The organism is Micromonospora sp. 15K316 (assembly GCF_004348525.1).
GTDB lineage: Bacteria > Actinomycetota > Actinomycetes > Mycobacteriales > Micromonosporaceae > Micromonospora.
Genome location: NZ_SMKG01000059.1, coordinates 14,132 through 29,597, shown reverse-complemented (window position 1 = coordinate 29,597; position 15,466 = coordinate 14,132). Strand labels below are relative to the sequence as shown.

General features: G+C 67.9%; 13 protein-coding genes and 1 pseudogene. 5 read left to right on the top strand and 9 right to left on the bottom strand.

Annotated elements, in window-relative coordinates; all coding sequences use genetic code 11:
• Nucleotides 1-91: 91 nt before the first annotated feature.
• Together E1211_RS14395 and E1211_RS14390 are read right to left on the bottom strand one after the other, a co-directional pair.
• Nucleotides 92-337, bottom strand: a complete 246-nt coding sequence (locus tag E1211_RS14395) for a hypothetical protein (protein ID WP_132349245.1) — start codon at nucleotides 335-337, stop codon at nucleotides 92-94.
• Nucleotides 338-536: 199 nt separating this feature from the next.
• Nucleotides 537-1,418: a replication-relaxation family protein gene (locus E1211_RS14390; protein ID WP_132349243.1), complete on the bottom strand. Its 882-nt coding sequence runs from the start codon at nucleotides 1,416-1,418 to the stop codon at nucleotides 537-539.
• Between the two features lie 1,083 nt (nucleotides 1,419-2,501).
• On the opposite strand from E1211_RS14390, the gene E1211_RS14385 reads away from it, so the two are divergent.
• Nucleotides 2,502-2,744 carry a hypothetical protein gene (locus E1211_RS14385; RefSeq protein WP_132349241.1) on the top strand — a complete coding sequence of 81 codons (243 nt, stop codon included), beginning with the start codon at nucleotides 2,502-2,504 and terminating at the stop codon, nucleotides 2,742-2,744.
• A gap of 76 nt (nucleotides 2,745-2,820) precedes the next feature.
• Here the strand turns inward: E1211_RS14385 and E1211_RS14380 are convergent, their stop codons facing one another.
• Genes E1211_RS14380 through E1211_RS14370 form a run of 3 tightly spaced genes read right to left on the bottom strand, consistent with a single transcriptional unit; the run spans nucleotide 2,821 to nucleotide 5,332 of the window.
• Nucleotides 2,821-3,468, bottom strand: a complete 648-nt coding sequence (locus E1211_RS14380) for a restriction endonuclease subunit S (RefSeq protein ID WP_132349239.1) — start codon at nucleotides 3,466-3,468, stop codon at nucleotides 2,821-2,823.
• Nucleotides 3,456-5,129, bottom strand: a complete 1,674-nt coding sequence (locus E1211_RS14375) for an N-6 DNA methylase (RefSeq protein ID WP_132349237.1) — start codon at nucleotides 5,127-5,129, stop codon at nucleotides 3,456-3,458. The genes E1211_RS14380 and E1211_RS14375 overlap by 13 nt, the downstream gene beginning before the upstream one ends.
• 2 nt (nucleotides 5,130-5,131) lie before the next feature.
• Complete coding sequence (locus E1211_RS14370) at nucleotides 5,132-5,332, bottom strand: hypothetical protein (RefSeq protein WP_132349235.1); 201 nt, start codon at nucleotides 5,330-5,332, stop codon at nucleotides 5,132-5,134.
• A gap of 221 nt (nucleotides 5,333-5,553) precedes the next feature.
• Here E1211_RS14370 and E1211_RS14365 point away from each other — a divergent pair, with 221 nt between their 5' ends.
• Nucleotides 5,554-7,134 carry a hypothetical protein gene (locus tag E1211_RS14365; protein ID WP_132349233.1) on the top strand — a complete coding sequence of 527 codons (1,581 nt, stop codon included), beginning with the start codon at nucleotides 5,554-5,556 and terminating at the stop codon, nucleotides 7,132-7,134.
• A 66-nt stretch (nucleotides 7,135-7,200) separates the two neighbouring features.
• On the opposite strand, the gene E1211_RS14360 is transcribed toward E1211_RS14365, so the two are convergent.
• Together E1211_RS14360 and E1211_RS14355 are read right to left on the bottom strand one after the other, a co-directional pair.
• Nucleotides 7,201-7,407 (bottom strand): DUF397 domain-containing protein, encoded by a 207-nt coding sequence (locus tag E1211_RS14360; protein WP_046571318.1) that lies wholly within the window; start codon nucleotides 7,405-7,407, stop codon nucleotides 7,201-7,203.
• Nucleotides 7,404-8,291, bottom strand: a complete 888-nt coding sequence (locus E1211_RS14355; protein ID WP_132349231.1) for a helix-turn-helix transcriptional regulator — start codon at nucleotides 8,289-8,291, stop codon at nucleotides 7,404-7,406. Before E1211_RS14355 ends, E1211_RS14360 begins: the two co-directional genes overlap by 4 nt.
• Nucleotides 8,292-8,680: 389 nt before the next feature.
• On the opposite strand from E1211_RS14355, the gene E1211_RS14345 reads away from it, so the two are divergent.
• Genes E1211_RS14345 through E1211_RS14335 form a run of 3 tightly spaced genes read left to right on the top strand, consistent with a single transcriptional unit; the run spans nucleotide 8,681 to nucleotide 9,739 of the window.
• The gene (locus tag E1211_RS14345; protein ID WP_165947255.1) at nucleotides 8,681-9,016 is read left to right on the top strand and encodes a hypothetical protein; all 336 of its coding nucleotides are present in this window, start codon (nucleotides 8,681-8,683) and stop codon (nucleotides 9,014-9,016) included.
• 1 nt (nucleotide 9,017) lies between these two features.
• Nucleotides 9,018-9,299: a hypothetical protein gene (locus E1211_RS14340; RefSeq protein WP_132349226.1), complete on the top strand. Its 282-nt coding sequence runs from the start codon at nucleotides 9,018-9,020 to the stop codon at nucleotides 9,297-9,299.
• Entirely contained in the window at nucleotides 9,296-9,739 is a 444-nt protein-coding gene (locus E1211_RS14335; RefSeq protein ID WP_243709534.1) for a hypothetical protein, read from the top strand. The genes E1211_RS14340 and E1211_RS14335 overlap by 4 nt, the downstream gene beginning before the upstream one ends.
• Here the strand turns inward: E1211_RS14335 and E1211_RS14330 are convergent.
• Nucleotides 9,684-12,049 (bottom strand): annotated as a pseudogene (locus tag E1211_RS14330) (FtsK/SpoIIIE domain-containing protein); the annotation flags it as partial. The gene E1211_RS14335 and the pseudogene E1211_RS14330 sit on opposite strands and share 56 nt — an antisense overlap.
• Nucleotides 12,050-12,229: 180 nt before the next feature.
• Nucleotides 12,230-15,445 carry a type I restriction endonuclease subunit R gene (locus E1211_RS14325; RefSeq protein ID WP_132349225.1) on the bottom strand — a complete coding sequence of 1,072 codons (3,216 nt, stop codon included), beginning with the start codon at nucleotides 15,443-15,445 and terminating at the stop codon, nucleotides 12,230-12,232.
• Nucleotides 15,446-15,466: the final 21 nt, after the last annotated feature.

The following is a 15,466-nucleotide window of genomic DNA, read 5'->3' as shown; positions in this document are numbered from 1 at the left end:
GGCGAGGGGTGGGGCTGTCATGCGGCGGTGTCCTTCGCGGTGGAGGGGTGGTGCCGGTGGCGGCCGAGCCGGCCGCCACCGGTGGTACTGACTACTGGAAGAGGTCGGGGTGGTCGTCGATGAAGTGGTTGAGTAGGACGGCGAGTGCTTCGGCGGCGTTGTCGAGTTCGGTGGTGGACATGGGTACGGTTTCGATCCGCGCGATCCGGATCGGAATGGTGTTTTCTTTGTTGCGGGTGCGGGGTGTTTTCGCACCGCCGTTGTTGGTGGCGGTACCGGGATGTGGTGCGTCAGGATAGCTCCGGACGTTGTTTTCGTGGTGCGGCTTGTGGGCCACGTTCCTCCGAAAAGCGGGAAAGCTAGCTAGGGTCGGAGGATTCCGTTCATCCGTTGCTCCTTTCGTTCGAATTGCAGCCCGTCGAGTCGGGCGGGAGGATAGCTCGGTGATCTGTCAGCGGTGGGACTTCAATCTCGCTGGAATCTGTCAGCCGCTTTCGGAGGGCTGTCGACAGATTCGTGACAGACCGGCGGGGCTGTCAGTCGGCGGCGTCGCGATGGTGGTCGGTGTGGAGGGTGTGGTTGGCCAGGTCGGCCAGGCGCAGCCGATGCGGCCCGCCGGTGGCCCAGACGGCGTCGGCGGGGCACAGGCCGGCGGTGGTGGCGTGGTCGCGGGCTGCGGTCGCGAGGGGTAGCCCGGTGGGTTCGGCGGCCAGCCGCAGCCGCAGGTTGCGTTCCCGGGTGGTGGAGTGCAGCCAGAACAGCACGGGCCAGACCTGGCCGAGGGTGCCGAACAGGTCCCGATAGCCGGCGAGTTTGCCGGTCAACACGTCGAGTTGCTCGCCGCCGGTGTCGTACTCGACGAACACCGGCACCAGGCGGCCGTGTTCGGCCCACAGGGCGTAGCCGTCGGGTCGGACCCGCGGCTGGTACGCGCGGACCAGGGCGGGGTCGCCGGGCCGGGTGAACGCGCCGGGGCGGGCGCACACGGCCTCGGGTAGCCAACGGAACAGTTCCGCGTCGGGATGGATGCGGGCGTAGCCGGCCAGGTCGGTGAAGAACTGGTTTACCCCGAGCCGGTGGGCCAGTGTCCGGGTGGAGGTCCACCGCCGCCGCTGAATGCGAGCGTGGTCGCGGCGGGGTGGACGCTCGTCGCGGTCCGCGGCGACGACGTCGGCGCCGAGCTGGTCGATCAGGTAGTGGTAGGGGTAGGAGCCGCCGTCGGGCCGCTGCGGCCGGAACCGGTCCACCAGCCGCAACTGGTGCAGCTTGCGCAGCCGCCGTTGGCAGAAGTCCAGCGACGGGAACAGGGCATGGGCGATCTGGAACGAGGTCAGCACCCCGTGGTCGTACAGCCAGCCCAGCACGACCCGGTCCCGCCCGGTCAGCTGGGACTGGACCCGAAGCACAGGATCAACCATCAGCGGCGGTCACCCCTGCGCAGCGATGCCGATGAGGCGTCCCTGGGGGGAGAGACCCGAGACAGGGAGGGTCTGTCGGAGGACATGCCGCAGCCGGTGACAGCCGGAGCGACCTGCACTGTGAGTAGGGGACGGGGGTCCGTTCGGGGGTCAGGTTCAACACTGACGTCAACACGGACGCCAACCCTGACCCCCGAACGGAGATCAAGACGGATCCTGTCAGCACCGACCCGCGACATCGAGTAGACCGGCGGTGCAGGCGATCGGAGACGTGGGCGAGAAGCAAGGGGACTCCTTGTGGAAGGGGTAGTGAGAGTGGACCGCCGGGTCGACGGTCCTCAGGGTCGAGATCATTTCGGTGGTGTCGCCGCCGCCCCTCGGGCCAGGCAGGACCCGGGCACGGCCCTGTCTCACCCGGCGAGCGAGACGGCACAGGGGGCAGCTTGGACTGGTTTCTGTGTAGTTTTCAAGGAACACGGCCATCCCCGGGCGGAGCCAGGCGGCCAAGGCGGAAGCGGACAGCACCCATCGCCACGGCCGGGAAACCACGACCCTGGGTGACAGTTGCTCGACAACGGCGAGAGAACGATGCAGCGCACCACCCGGTCCTCAGCCCAGGCGAAGGGCGGGACCGGGGCTACCGGGCGGCGCGCGTTAACGCGTCCAGCACGATGGGCCGGCTCAGCTCGCCGGAACCAGATCCTTCATCGGGGACCTCCCGTCAGGTAGCTCGTACGCCGACGACCGCGACGACAGCGAGCGCTCCACCCGGGAGCGCCCGCCCGTACGCTGATCGGCCCGGTGGCCAGGTCGCCGCACGAGGACGTGCCTCTATTGCGCATCAGCGGAACACGCCGGTCAAGTGCGATCCGCCGGTTTGAAGCGCCGGTTGGAGCGATGAACTTCGCCTCTGTTCGCCTGCGTCCACCTGGGGGGTGCAACAGTCCGCTCCAGTCCCGCCCCATCCAGGCCAAAAGATCTTGAGGGAATCTCCCGGTCTCTTATAATGTGAGACGCTGGTCGGCCGCTCGTAGATAAGCGGCGGTCTGTCCGTACCAGTTGAGATGCGATACGTTCGGCATCATGGCCTTCGATGAGCAGGACGCACCAACAGGGGTGTGGATCCGGCGGTCCCAGTATGTCTCCTGCCCGGCGTGCGGTCGGTACGAGGCCAGTCCGGCCGCCGACGCCGTGCTGAGCGCCGACAGGACGAAGGAGCTGCGTCCGTGCCCGACCCGGGCCGATACGGGCTGCACCGGTGTGGCTGAGGTGGACGCCTATGTCGAGGTGCCGCTAAAGGACTTGACGCACCCCAACCTCACGTAGTCATCGGCGCATTGATTAAGCGCGCCGATGCCCCCGCCAGCCGGGCTCCGCCGCAACTTCCTGGTGGCCGAAGTCCTCACGCGTCTCGATTGGCGGCTGCTTCCGGCAGCACAGGATTGCCGGTGAGCATCTGCGGAATGAGTAGCTCGCGCAGCGTTCGGGTGGCCTGGATGACGTCCTTGTGCGCGCGGATCTTTGTGTCGATGGCCCTGGCGATCTCGGCAATGCCCTGCTGAACGGCTGCGGGGGGCAGCACGAGCGGCATCTCCCGGACCTTGCGCCCGTTGAGTGTCGGCAGCACTCCGCGCTGGGTGTACTCGGCCAGCCACTCCTGCACCGCCGGATGAGTGAGGTAGCAGGCGAGGTAGTCCGCGGAGATGTCTTGGGTCGCGCGGATACGGATGCAGGAGCCGCCGAGCAGCCAGCGCGCCTCTCGCTCGCTCACCATCGTGTGCCGGGTTGTTCTGCCGATGCGCACCAGCACGATGTCGCCGGGGCGGAGCTCGTATCGTGGCCGAAGGCGTTCGGCGGTTTCCTCGTCCACGCTGACACTGGGGTTGATGCCCTCGGGGCCGATGTCGCCGGCCTTCACGACGGGGACGCCTCCGATCACATATGCGGAGGATCTCAACGTGGTGCCGGACGGGCCTGGCTGCACATCGCAACACTCGTCAAGACGCCGCGTTTGCCAGTCGTCCGGGACCGGGCCAATCAGCGTTTCCACGACATCAACCTTCCGAGGCAGCGATCGAGGGTCAGGTCGGCTGTCGTGGCGTCGGCGTCCAGTCGAGCCAGGTCGTTCCGCAGTGCGGGAAGCGTCGGCGAGGTCTGCGGATCGGGTATTACTTGCCGACGCCGATCCAGGTAGGTGGTGGGCTGAAGGTCGTAGTCGTGCTCCCGGATCTCCGTCACCGTCGCTGCGGTGGCGGCGAAGTCTTCCATCGCAATGGGGAGGACGGCCGTCCCGCTCATCCATCCCTGGTACGCGTCGACGACCGCTCGGCAGCCACGTCCCGTCAGCACTCGGTGGGTAGAACCGATCTTGCGGGTTGCTCCTTGGGCGTCGACGAAGAGGACTTCCTCGTCTGCTGCGTCCCCGGGATGAGCCAAGATCCACACCGTTATTGGAACCGTGGTCTCGCGGAATAGGTGACTGGGCAGCGCGACGACACAGCGAATGGCTCCGCGCTCGACCAACGCGCTCCTGATGTTGCGTTCCCGGACGGCGAGCGTGGATGTGGCGTTGTACGGCATGATCACAGCGGCCCGCCCGCCAGGAGCAAGCGCGGTGGCCGCGGTCTGCAGCCAGCCCATGGTGACGTTGTGTGGGGATGGCTCGCCGTATGGCCACGGGCGTGCCGAGCGCGAAGTGGGGAGACTCCAGTTCCTCAGGCCAAACGGCGGGTTGAGCAGCACGACGTCAAATTGGCCCGGCTCGGCGTCGATTTCTCCCGGATCCGATGGCGGCCCATCTCCGAGGTCGACCAGCATGCCGTGGATTGCTGCGTTCATCATGGCGAGGCTCCAGGTCCTGGCCGTCGCAGCCCGTCCGGTCAGTGCCACTGGCGAACCCGATCCGGCCATGCGCGTCATATGTTTCCCCGCCGCCACCAGCAGGTTTCCCGGGCCGCAGCAAGGGTCGTGCACTCGGCTCCCGGGTGCGGGATCGACCATCCGCACCATCAGACTCGCCAGCCCAACCGGAACCAGGTATTCGTCTGGGCTGCTGTGGCGGAACCTGGCGAACTGGTCGAGCAGGTACTCGAACACCTTGTCGCCGGGTGCTCGGACGTCGGAGAGGATGCGAACGATGTTCAGGAGCTGATGCCGTCCGTAGACGGTTGCTGGAGCGTCTCGAAGGACTGTTGTGGCAGTCGACAGGGGCGCCGTCTGCCGCTGCCATGCCTGCGTAACAACCCCATGAATCGTGTCAATGGAGGATCTCGATATCGCCGCCCAGTCGACAGGAGAGGCATCTCGCAGGCACAGCAGGGACAGGACGATGGCCTCGAAGACTGCGGGTACCTCGCTCTTGCGTAGCAGCCGCTCCAGGGGCGACCACAACCGCTCGTCGAGTGACTCCGCCGCCGGTTCAGGCATCGGATCAGCGGTACCTGGTGGTACTGGGTGCCCGACCGCGGAGCGGAACCGCTCCCCGTAGGTCGTTCCCTGACGCTCGCCCGGCAGCAACGCCGGACGCGGGATCCGGCGGCCATCGAGCCACGCCGCCACCGCCGACGTCAGGTAGCCATCCTGGGATCCGCGCCGGACGAGCTGAGGAAAGGTATTGGGATGCCTACGCGCCCAGTTGCTCACCGCCTGGGTGGTGACGGCTGCGGCGTGAGCCAGCTCCTCCTTCGTCATCAGCTGCTCCACCGTGGACATGGTCAGCGCTCCTCTCGGCTGCGGCCACGGGAGCTACCTCCCGGGCGGACCGATCCCCGCACCGCGCGGATCAGCTGCGTGAGGTGACGGGTCCGCCGCTCGCTCATGATGACCCAGCCGAGGAACAGCACCGGTAACAGAATCGCGCCCATGATGTACGGCCCTGGGAGATCACCGACCAGCTGCGCCAGCCTCGCCGCCATGCTGCCTCCTCGTATGAGATTTCGTTGTCCGCACTCGAAGCTAGGGGCAGCAGCCCGACGAACGAAGCGCGTATTGATGATACGCGACTATCTGTTTCGCGCTGTCCGGGCGTAGCAGCGAAGGGTGGCGGTATCCCATCGTGGGGAAGGGAGGCCAGCTCAAACTCACGCAGGGGTGTCGATCCTTGCGGATCAGGCCCAGGCAGTCGAAGGTCGAAGGCGTGCAGAGATGGGATCCGCTGAAGGAACACCAGCTGCTGTTGCTGCGGCGGATCGGCGACGGAGACGACCTCAGCGGCCCCGACGGACTCGACCAGCGCCACTCGGCTCGGGCACTGCAGACGCGCCGACTCGTCGACATCAGCCGCCGGGGCGGCGTGTGGCGGGCTCAGATCACCGACGCCGGCCGCTTCTACCTCGACAACGGCATCCACCCCGACCACCCCGACCGACTCCCGCCCGGCACGGCGACACCCCGCCAGCGCACCCGGACCGCCACCACCGCCAACCGCAGTGAGTCGGCTTCGAGCCGGTCGCCAGCCGGTGGCGGCGCCACATCGGCCGACTCGCCGCAGCCTCCGACCACCGCAACGGTCGAGCAGGCCCGGCAGCTCGTGGAACGCCTGCAGGCCGAGGGCGGAACCGTGCGAGTCGAGAGCCCAGACTCCGAAAAACGTGCCCTCTATCGGCGAGTCATCCACGCGGCCAAGCAGCACGGCCTTGTACCCGCCGGCTTCCACCTCAAGCACACCGGCCGCGCCGCCGGAGACCTAATCATTCGGCTGTCCAATGACGACGACCCGAACGACAAGGATTGGAATCGGATCCGGCTCAACACACGCCGTGTCACCACCGACCCGGACCTCGTGTTCGCCGCGCTGGAGAAGAACCCAACCGGACTGGAGGTTACGAAGGCATCCGTCCCCCGGGCGCTGGACCTGATCCGCGGCCTCGCCGCCGAAGCCCGACGGCGGGGCCACCGGGTCGGGGTGAACACCAAGACGAAGAACCCGTCGGTCTACCTCCAAGTCGACAAGACCCGCCGCAGAGTGCGGTTGATCGAGGAGTACGACGAGATCCCCCACGTGCCCACCGAACAGGAGGCCCGGCAGCTGCGGCGCAACCGGTGGATGGTGCTCCCCAAGACCGATCGGGTCACCTCCGGCCGGCTGCGGATGGAAGTTGCTCGCGCTGGCTGGGACAAGATGGACACCTGGGCCGACGACAAGCGGACCCCCTTGGAGAAGCGCCTTCCCCGCATCATCCGCGACGTCGAAGCCGGCATCGCCGCCGACGAGGAAGCCAAGCAGGCTGCTCAACGTGCCCACGACGAATACGTTGCTGAGCAAGAGAGGAAGCGGGCAGAGGAGCGTCGCCGCTGGCAAGCGGCCCTCGACGAGGCTCGTCCCCAGGCCTCCGAACTTCTACGCAAGAAGGCGTTCCGGCGGGCCTACGACTCCTGGATCTCCGCCAACGAGATCCGCGCCTTCTGCGATGCCCTCGAAGTAGCCGGTTCCGATAGGCCGGACGACTTGGACAACCGTGCCCGATGGATCGGCTGGGCGCGAGCCGCGGCAGCCCGCCTTGATCCCACCTGCGGCGACGGAGCCCTCGCTGGCATCGACTTCGACATCGAACCCAAACCCGACGACCTGCGGCCCTTCATCGGCGACTGGAGCCCGCATCAGCCCCATCGTGAGTACCGCTCCGAGCGCGACCAGCAGGCCATCGACGCGACCCGACTTCAGGCCGACACCTGGCACCACGGTATGCGCGGACGCCCCAGTTGGTGGCGCAAGTAGCAGCCATACCGAAGCGTGCCTATGGTCGCCGACGGTCGGCTGGGCCCGTCCGACGGATGCATTCGCCTACTGGTGGGTGAAGTGGCCGTACTTGGCGCCGGCCAGAAAGCTGGTCCAATCCTCCCGGCGGAACAGGAGGGCCGGGCCGGTTGGGTCCTTGCTGTCGCGGAGAGCCACCGCGTCGGCGAGGTCGGCGACCTCGACGCATTGGCCGTTCCCGCTGGACCGGGTGCTCTTCTTCCACTGGGCGCGGGACAGGTCGACTGAGGTCATCCCGTACCTCCTTTCTGACTGATCGCCGCGGCGTGGTCCTGGATCAGCTTGACCGAGCTGGTCGGGTCGAGTGCGGTGGCGCGAAGGTGTTCGAACGTGCTGGTGTAGCGGCGGACGTCTGCTTCCCGTTCGAGGAACAGGTCGCCGGCCATGCTGTCGACGTACACCAGGGCGGGATCGGCTGGGTCGGGGAAGTCCATGACGACGAACGAGCCAGGCATGCCGGCGTGCGCGCCCGAGGTGAACGGGATGACTTGAAGGGTGACGTGCGGTTGGCCCGCCACGCTCACCAGGGCGTCGAGCTGTTCGGCCATGACCGCTGGTCCGCCAGTCAGCCGGTGCAGGACGGCCTCGTCGAGGATCGCCCAGAGGCGTAGCGGCTCCGTCTTGCGGAGCGACTCCTGCCGCTGCATGCGTGCCTCCACCCGGGCCTGCACGTCCGCGTCGGTCGCCAGCGGCAACACACCCCGGATCACGGCCCGGGCGTAGTTCTCGGTCTGCAGGAGGCCCGGGACGAAGAGCGACTCGTAGTTGCGGACCGAGCGGGCTTCGGCTTCGAAGCTGATGTACGTAGTGTAGAGCTCGGGCAGTTCCGACTCGTACGCCTGGAGCCAGCCCAGCTGCGCGGCCTGGCGGGACAGGGCGATGAGTTCGCTGCGCTTGTCCTCGTCGGTGACGCCGTATTTGTCCAGCATCGCCATCAGGGTGCGCCGCTGCGGGCGAACCTTGGCCGTTTCGATGCGGTAGAGGGTGGCGGGGTTGATGCCGGTCTGCTCGCTGACCTCGTCGCGGGTGAGGCCGGCGGCGGTGCGCAGGCTGCGCAGCTCCGCCGCGAGCCGCCGGAGGCGCACGGTGGGCGGTTGCCGTCGAGCTGACAACTCCATGTCCCTTCGCTCCTGTCGTAGTCAGAGTGTGCCCGCCGTGCGGATGCAACCTTCAGGCAGGCCAGGCAAGTGACGTACATGCGAATGCAATCCTTGCATTCTCACTAGTGCATAGGCACTATGGGCATGAGCATGTCAGGCCGGTGCGGCTCATCAAAGCCGCGCGGTACGGCGGTGGGCTCGCGCTCCCAGGGGCCCACCGCCCGTCCGGCCTCGGACGCCTCTCGATGGGACGCAGCCCGTCGCCCGAAGCGGGCTGCGTCCCCCACGAGAGGCCGAGTCAGGGAGGCAAACGCAGTGGTTCCATCCCTCGTCCTGGCGGTGGTCGCGATGCTCGGCTTCGCCGCCGGACTGTTCCTGTTCAAGGTCAAGTCCCGATGGTGCCGACGGTGCGGGTCGGCACTGAACTGCCCCGACTGCGGAGGCCGCAGATCCCGACCGCATCCTGGCCGGACGAGTTGGACGAGCGGACTGTGACCCCCGCGCCGATCACACCTGTAGTCGCCGTCGCACCCGGCGACGTCGTGCACCTACGCGAACAGGACTACCAGCACGGCAGCGACCCGCTTCGACTGCGGATCGTCTGCGTCCGCCTCGACCTCAGCCTTTGGTACGACGGCCAGTGGGTGTGGCTCGAAGGCATCGAAATGCCCTCGCCCGGACGCACCGAACGTTTCCGGCACGTCCTCGCCTGCGTCGCCGCCCTCCCACAGCCGCAGGAATGACATGGCCGCCACCGTCTACCTATCTGCAGCGGCCATCGATCAGCTCGCGGCCGCCCAGCGAGCGCTCGACGAGCACGTCACCTCCAGCGCCACCGCCTGTTGCGTGCGTTGCCACCTCATCGGCCCATGCCCCACCAACGAGCAGGCCGCCGCCACCTTCACCCGCTACGGCCGCCTGCCCCGAAGAACACCGGGCGCAACCCGACCTCAACTCATCAACGCCCGCCGGATCACCGCCGGCGCCGATCCCGCAGCCGACCTCACCCGGAGGTACCAACCGTGACCCTGCCCGACATCGCCGCCGCGCTACGAGACCTTCACGTCTCCATCGGCCAACAGCAGGACCTAACCAAGGTCGTCATCCAGGACGCCGAGAACGCCCGAGCCGAGTTCCGCGCCCTAACCACCGGAGCCACCAACCCCTTGGTCAACCGGGCCCTGGGAAACTACGCCCAAGGAATCGTCAAGCTCCGCGACGGCTCATGGCTGCTCGCCGAAGCCGGCGGCATCCTCGCCGAGTACGCCCGAGCAATCGGCATCGAGATGCCGCCACGGCAGCCGACCGAGGGTAAGCGGAAGGCCGGGCCGACCCCCGAAAAGCAGAGCGACTCCGGTCCCCGCCAGCCCGGCACCCAACGGCTCCCGCAAGCCGACGAGCCGGCACCGCGCGAGCCGGGACCGTTGGCCAGCACGGACCGCAGGTCCTCGTGCCCGGAGCGGTAGGTGGTCGGGTCGCTAGTCGCGAGCAGGCTGCTCGCGGAGTCGGCGCCGAACACCACCAGGTACGTCGTCTGCCCGTCGCCAGGGCCAAACGGCTGCGCAAGGTCGGCCAGATTCGCCCGGTACTGGGTCGAGGTGAGGGTCTCGCACTGGTGGCCGGCTGCGGTGATCGCCTCGACGGTGGCGTCGGCCGCCTCGTCGGCAGCGGCGACCAGCGGCGCGACGAGGAAGCGGACGGTGCCGAGGGCGTGCTGGCGGGCCACACCTGACCGCGGCTGCGTTCAGAACGTCGGCCCCGACCGGGGAGGTGCCGAGCACCGCCAGATGGCTGCCTGGAGTGGCGTCGAGCGTGAACCCGGCGGTCGGCAGGCCGACGTCGACGGCGCGGCCGACCAGCGCCCGCCGTCGCCGTACGTTCGGTGAGAGACGGGCAAAGGTGGGATCGGCGTCGGGGTGCTGCTCGGCGTACCCGGCGAACACCGCGGGTGGCGCGTCGCCCGGCGGGCGGGCGTCCCACAGCAGGTGCCGCTGCGTGGTAACCGACGCGGCATCGGCGTTCGGGAAGCGGATGACCCGGTTCGCCCCTGGTATCCCGGCCGCCGCGTTGACGACGGCTGCGCCGATAGGGAGGTTGTCGGCGCCGTCGTTGAGCTGGTGAGGATCCCGCCGCCACCGGCGAGCGCGACACGCAGCGGAAACTGCCCGAAGATCGACTCAGTCTTGGCGAACAGCGCCTCCACCCCGGAGATCGTCTGCGACGCCAGGACCAGGTGGATGCCGTACGAGCGGCCCTTTCGCGCCAGCTCCTCCAGCAACGCCACCGCCTGCCGGGCCACCGCGTCATTGCCCTCGAACAGCACATGGAACTCGTCGATCACCGCCACCAGCCGCGGCATCGCCACGTCGGGCCGCCCGGCGCGCAGGTCGGCGAGCTTCGTTACCCCGGCCCGCTTCAGCTCGGTCGCCCGTCGCGTCATCTCCCGCGACAACGTACGCAGCACCGCCAGCCCGTACTCCCGGTCGGACTCGATACCGACGGTGCGGGCGTGCGGGATCCACGACGGGTCCACCGCCGTCGGGGTGAACTCCGCGAACGACACCCCCTCCTTAAAATCCAGCAGGTACAGGCCCAGCTCGTCCGGGGAGTAGCGCGACGCCAGGCCGTAGAGCACGTCCAGCAGGAACACGGTCTTGCCCGACCCGGTACGACCACCCACCAACCAGTGCGGCGTCGCATCATCCAGCGCCAGCACGCACTCGGCGCGGCCCTCCCGGCCCACCACGGTCCGCATCCCGCCGACCGACGACTCCTGCCAGATCTCGGCCGGCATCAACGCCGCGAAGTCCGTCGACGCCTGCACCCGCGCGGCTTTCGCCAACCTGCGGCAGACCGTCTCGACCAGATCGTCCGGCGGGCCGCCGTCCAGCCGCATCGGCGCCGCCAAGCCCGTGCCGTCGTCACTGAACCGGTGCGGACCCGGCGGGTCAGAGACCCTGAACAATCCGCTGCCAGCCGCCGTCAGATGCGTCGTCCGCTCCAGGCGAGGCGCCGCCTCCAGCCCTGGATGCTGGGGCGGTGGATAGCCGGCCACCAGTAGGAACACACCTACGGCCGGACCGGCGTGCGCGATCGCCGCCAACCGCGACCACTCCGCACGCCCGGCGCCCTGCGGCATGGCTGCGACACACAGCAGTAGCACCGACGGGTCCGCCTCGCCGGCCTGAACTCGCTCGATCCGCTCCTCCGCCTCGGCCAGCACCTGCTGGAAACCCGGAAGGTCGATCGCGGGCCGTCGCCACGCCTCGGCCTCCACCATGGCGCGGAACGGTCCGAACACCGCACCGAGCGTCGCCCCGTCCACGGCCGCGACCCGAAGCGCGCCGTCCGGCAACGCCGCAAGCACTCGAAGCAGCAACCCCCGCAGCCAGCGCGCTACGGACGGATCACGGGCGTCGCTTTCGACCGCCAGATGACCGGCACCCACGAACGGTACGACGACACCGAAGACGCTGCCGGCGACCGGTGACGCCTCACCCAGCCGAACAGCAAGCGGGCGACCCACAGCCGCATCGACGCCCGTCGGAAGGCTCGCGGCGGCAGCGTCCAACCGGCAACCGAGCCACCCCGGCGTCAGGCCCTCGGCCATCCGCTGGATACCGGCAGCGAAACGCCGGGGCATCCTCGCTGGCCTGCGCAGAGAGGCCGTCCTGCCCGGCACCAGCGCGTAACCGGGCACGGGCGGCCTCGGCATGCGATCCCGCTTCTCGGTGCGCCGTCACCGCCCGACCGAAGGCCGACGCCACCGACTCCATGCCAACGTCTCCCCAGGACCGATGGACCGCGATCTCTGGCGCCGACCCTATCCAACGACACCACCCGCAGTTAGCCCCGTATTGCTCAGCGTGCTGAGTGAGGGTGGTGAGGTGGCCTCTGCCACGGCGAGGACATGCTTAAGGCACCGCACCACCAGCAGGGGTGCCGGCCGCCGCCTGTCACCGCTGGGCGGCCTGCCCTCCCGGAGCCCACTCGTTGGCGAACGTCTCCATCTGGCGGATGACCAGGTCGACGGCGGCGCGTTCATGGTCCGGCGGATAGTCGTAGCGGGCCAGCAGGCGGCGGATGTGGCTGCGAAGCTTGGCGCGTACCGGTTCACGGGAAAACCAGTCCACCGTGATCGAGTTCTGAATCGACTTGACCAGCTCTCGAGCGATCTCCGCCAGGGTCCCGACACCCATGAGCTCCGTGGCCGCGCCGTTCTGCGCGACGGCGTCGTAGAAGGCCAGTTCGGCATGGTTGAGCGGAGGGTCGAACTGCTGACCGCGCCGGGCGTCCGCAGACACCTGCTTGGCCAGCTCGACCAGCTCAACGATTAGCTGCGCGCTGGTCAGCTGCTGGCGCATGTAACGGTTCATCAGGTCTTCGAGCTGGGCGGAGAAGCGCTCCTGCCGAACGACGTTGTGCTTGGTGACCTCACGCATCTTCCGCTCGATCAGGCGACGGAGAGCGGAGGCGGCCAGGTGCGGGGTGTCAGAGTTCTGTAGGCGCTGCAGGGCAACCGCGTTGAGCTCGGTGATGTCGAGCTTGCCGAGTCCCGCCTCCTCGTAGATGTCGGTGATGTCGGCGGCGTCGACCACCTCGGCGGCGAGCTGAGACAGGTAGCGCTCCACCTGGGCCGTGTTGGGCAGGCCCTTGGCCTCCCGGTCGGCGGCCTCTTCCTTGACGATCCAGACTCGGACGTCGCGGAAGAAGTGAATGTCACGGCGCAGGCGCTGGATGTCGCCGGCACGGTCGACGAAGTCGCGGCTGGTGGAGCAGAGCGTGTAGAACCGCTCCAGCCGGCCCGCCGAGTCGCGGAAACGCTGATGCAGCGGCTTCGTGCCGGGCTCTACGACGTTACCGGGGGTCCGCGGGTCGCGCAGGAAGTTGGCGGCTTTCCGCACCGCCCTGATCCACCGGGTCGGGTACTTCTCGTCGTCGAGGATCGCCCGCCACTTGAGCGGCGCCAGCATGGCCTCGATGATGGAGATCTCGTTGTGTACCTCGCTGATTGCCCGGTCGATCTCCCTGCCGAGCGTCTGGTCTTCCTGGTCGCTGGGGGTGTACTCGGTGAGCGCCTTCCGCAGGTTCTCGGTCAGCGGGGCGTAGCCGACCAGCAGCCCGTCCTGCTTGTCCCGGAAGCGGCGGTTAACTCGGGCGAGGGCCTGCATGAGGTTGGCGCCCTTCATCGGCCGGTCCATGTAGATCGTGTGGATCGGAGGTGCGTCGTAGCCGGTGAGCAGCATCGAGTGCACGATGAGCAGCTCCAGCTCGTCGTTCGGGTCCTTGGCGCGAGCCTGGACCGTCCGCTGCTGTGACGGGCGCAGGTGATGCGGGCGCAGTTCGGCCTCGTCGCCCGGTACCCCGTGGAAGACGATCTTCATCTTGCCCTTACCGACGGCCGGGTCCGCCCAGTCGGGCCGAAGCTCCCTGATGGCGTCGAAGACACGGACGCAGATCTCCCGGGTCGCGCAGACGAGCATCGCCTTACCCAGCCCGCCGAGCTGCGGTCGCATCAGCTCGCGCCGCTTCTCCCAGTGGCCAACCAGGTCCTTCGCAAGGGTCTCGACCCGGTCAGGGGCGCCATAGATGGTGTTCATGGTCGCGGCGTACGCCTCGGCCTTGCGCCGCTCCGCGTCATCCAGGCTGGCGGTAAGTGTCTCCACCTGTTCGTCAATGCTGTCCGGGTCGATGCCCTCTGGGAGTGACACCGGAATGATCCGCGGCTCGTGGTAGACCCGTACGGTCGCCTCGTCGTCGACAGCGCGCTTGAGGTCGTACACGTCGATGTAGTCGCCGAAGACCGCTTGGGTGTTTACCTCGGCGGTGGCGATCGGGGTGCCGGTGAAAGCGATGAACGTGGCGTACGGCAGTGCGTCGCGCAGGTGCCGGGCGTAGCCGTTCAGATTGTCGTAGTGACTACGGTGCGCCTCGTCGACGATCACCAGGATGTTGTGCCGGTTGGAAAGAAGCGGATGCGACCTTCCGGCCTCCCGTTCTTCTCTCGTACGCCCGAACTTCTGCAGCGTCGTGAATATGATGCCGCCGGAGTTCCGGTTCGACAGCTCCTCCCGCAGTAAGGCGCGGGAGTCGGCCTGGATAGGTTTCTGGCCTAGCAGACCCTGGCTTTCCTGGAAGGTGTCATAGAGCTGATCATCGAGGTCGGTGCGGTCGGTCAACACGACGATGGTCGGGTTCTTCAAGGCAGGGTGGCGGGCGGTCAGCGCCGCCGTACACACCATCTCCTCAGACTTGCCGGAGCCTTGGGTGTGCCAGATGACGCCCGCCTTGCCGTCGCGCTGCGATGCCTGCACGATGCACTCGACTGCCCGGACCACCGCGAAATACTGGTGTGCCTTAGCGATCCGCTTGCTCTTCGACGTGAAGTTGACGAACCCGTCGGCCAACTCAAGGAAGCGCCGCTGGTTGAATAGGCCATAGAGGGCGACGATTAGCGCCTCCGGGCCGTCGTAGTCGGGCGCAGTGGCATCAACGGGCTTACCCTCGTCGTCGATGTTCCACGGCGCGAAGTGCTCGTACGGGGTGAACGGCGTGCCGTATTTCGCGGTGATCCCGTCGGAGATCAGGCACAGGACGGCGTGCCGGAAGGCGAGCGGGAACTCCGCGAGGTACGTCTGAAGCTGGGCGTGGGCGCCAGTGAGGGTGGCGTTCTCGTCGGCGGCGTTCTTCAGCTCGATGATGGCGATCGGCAGGCCGTTGAGGTAGAGCACAATGTCGAGCCGGCGCCGAAAGTCGCCGTCGACGATTGCAACCTGATTGATCGCCCGGTAGACATTGCGGCCAGGATCATGCAGGTCAGCCAGGTGCACGGTGGGGTTATGTTCGGCACCGAATGCATCGGTGTAAACGACCGAGCGTATCCCGTGAACCAGCCGCTTGTGCGCCTCCCGATTTTCGGCGAACGCCTCTCGGGACGCCACGTCCGTGGCGGTCCGTACTACGTCGGCGACGGCCGCTGGTGGCAGGTCGGGGTTGAGGCGTTCGACCGCCGACCGGAGGTCCTCGAAGAGCACCAGGTCGGCCCAGTCCCGCCGCTGCCCCGACCCCGGCGCGAAGTCCTTACCGGTCCCCGGCTCCCATCCGAGCTCACCAAGCTGCTCCAAGGCGAGCGCCTCCCAGGCCGCCTCGTTCATCCGCCCATCCAATCCCATCCCACTCCTCCCCGCGAACCC

Coding starts and splice junctions, on each gene's coding strand:
- E1211_RS14390 (WP_132349243.1), bottom strand. CDS start 1,418: ATGGTTGATCCTGTGCTTCGGGTCCAGTCCCAGCTGACCGGGCGGGAC.
- E1211_RS14385 (WP_132349241.1), top strand. CDS start 2,502: ATGGCCTTCGATGAGCAGGACGCACCAACAGGGGTGTGGATCCGGCGG.
- E1211_RS14375 (WP_132349237.1), bottom strand. CDS start 5,129: ATGTCCACGGTGGAGCAGCTGATGACGAAGGAGGAGCTGGCTCACGCC.
- E1211_RS14370 (WP_132349235.1), bottom strand. CDS start 5,332: ATGGCGGCGAGGCTGGCGCAGCTGGTCGGTGATCTCCCAGGGCCGTAC.
- E1211_RS14360 (WP_046571318.1), bottom strand. CDS start 7,407: ATGACCTCAGTCGACCTGTCCCGCGCCCAGTGGAAGAAGAGCACCCGG.
- E1211_RS14355 (WP_132349231.1), bottom strand. CDS start 8,291: ATGGAGTTGTCAGCTCGACGGCAACCGCCCACCGTGCGCCTCCGGCGG.
- E1211_RS14340 (WP_132349226.1), top strand. CDS start 9,018: ATGGCCGCCACCGTCTACCTATCTGCAGCGGCCATCGATCAGCTCGCG.
- E1211_RS14325 (WP_132349225.1), bottom strand. CDS start 15,445: ATGGGATTGGATGGGCGGATGAACGAGGCGGCCTGGGAGGCGCTCGCC.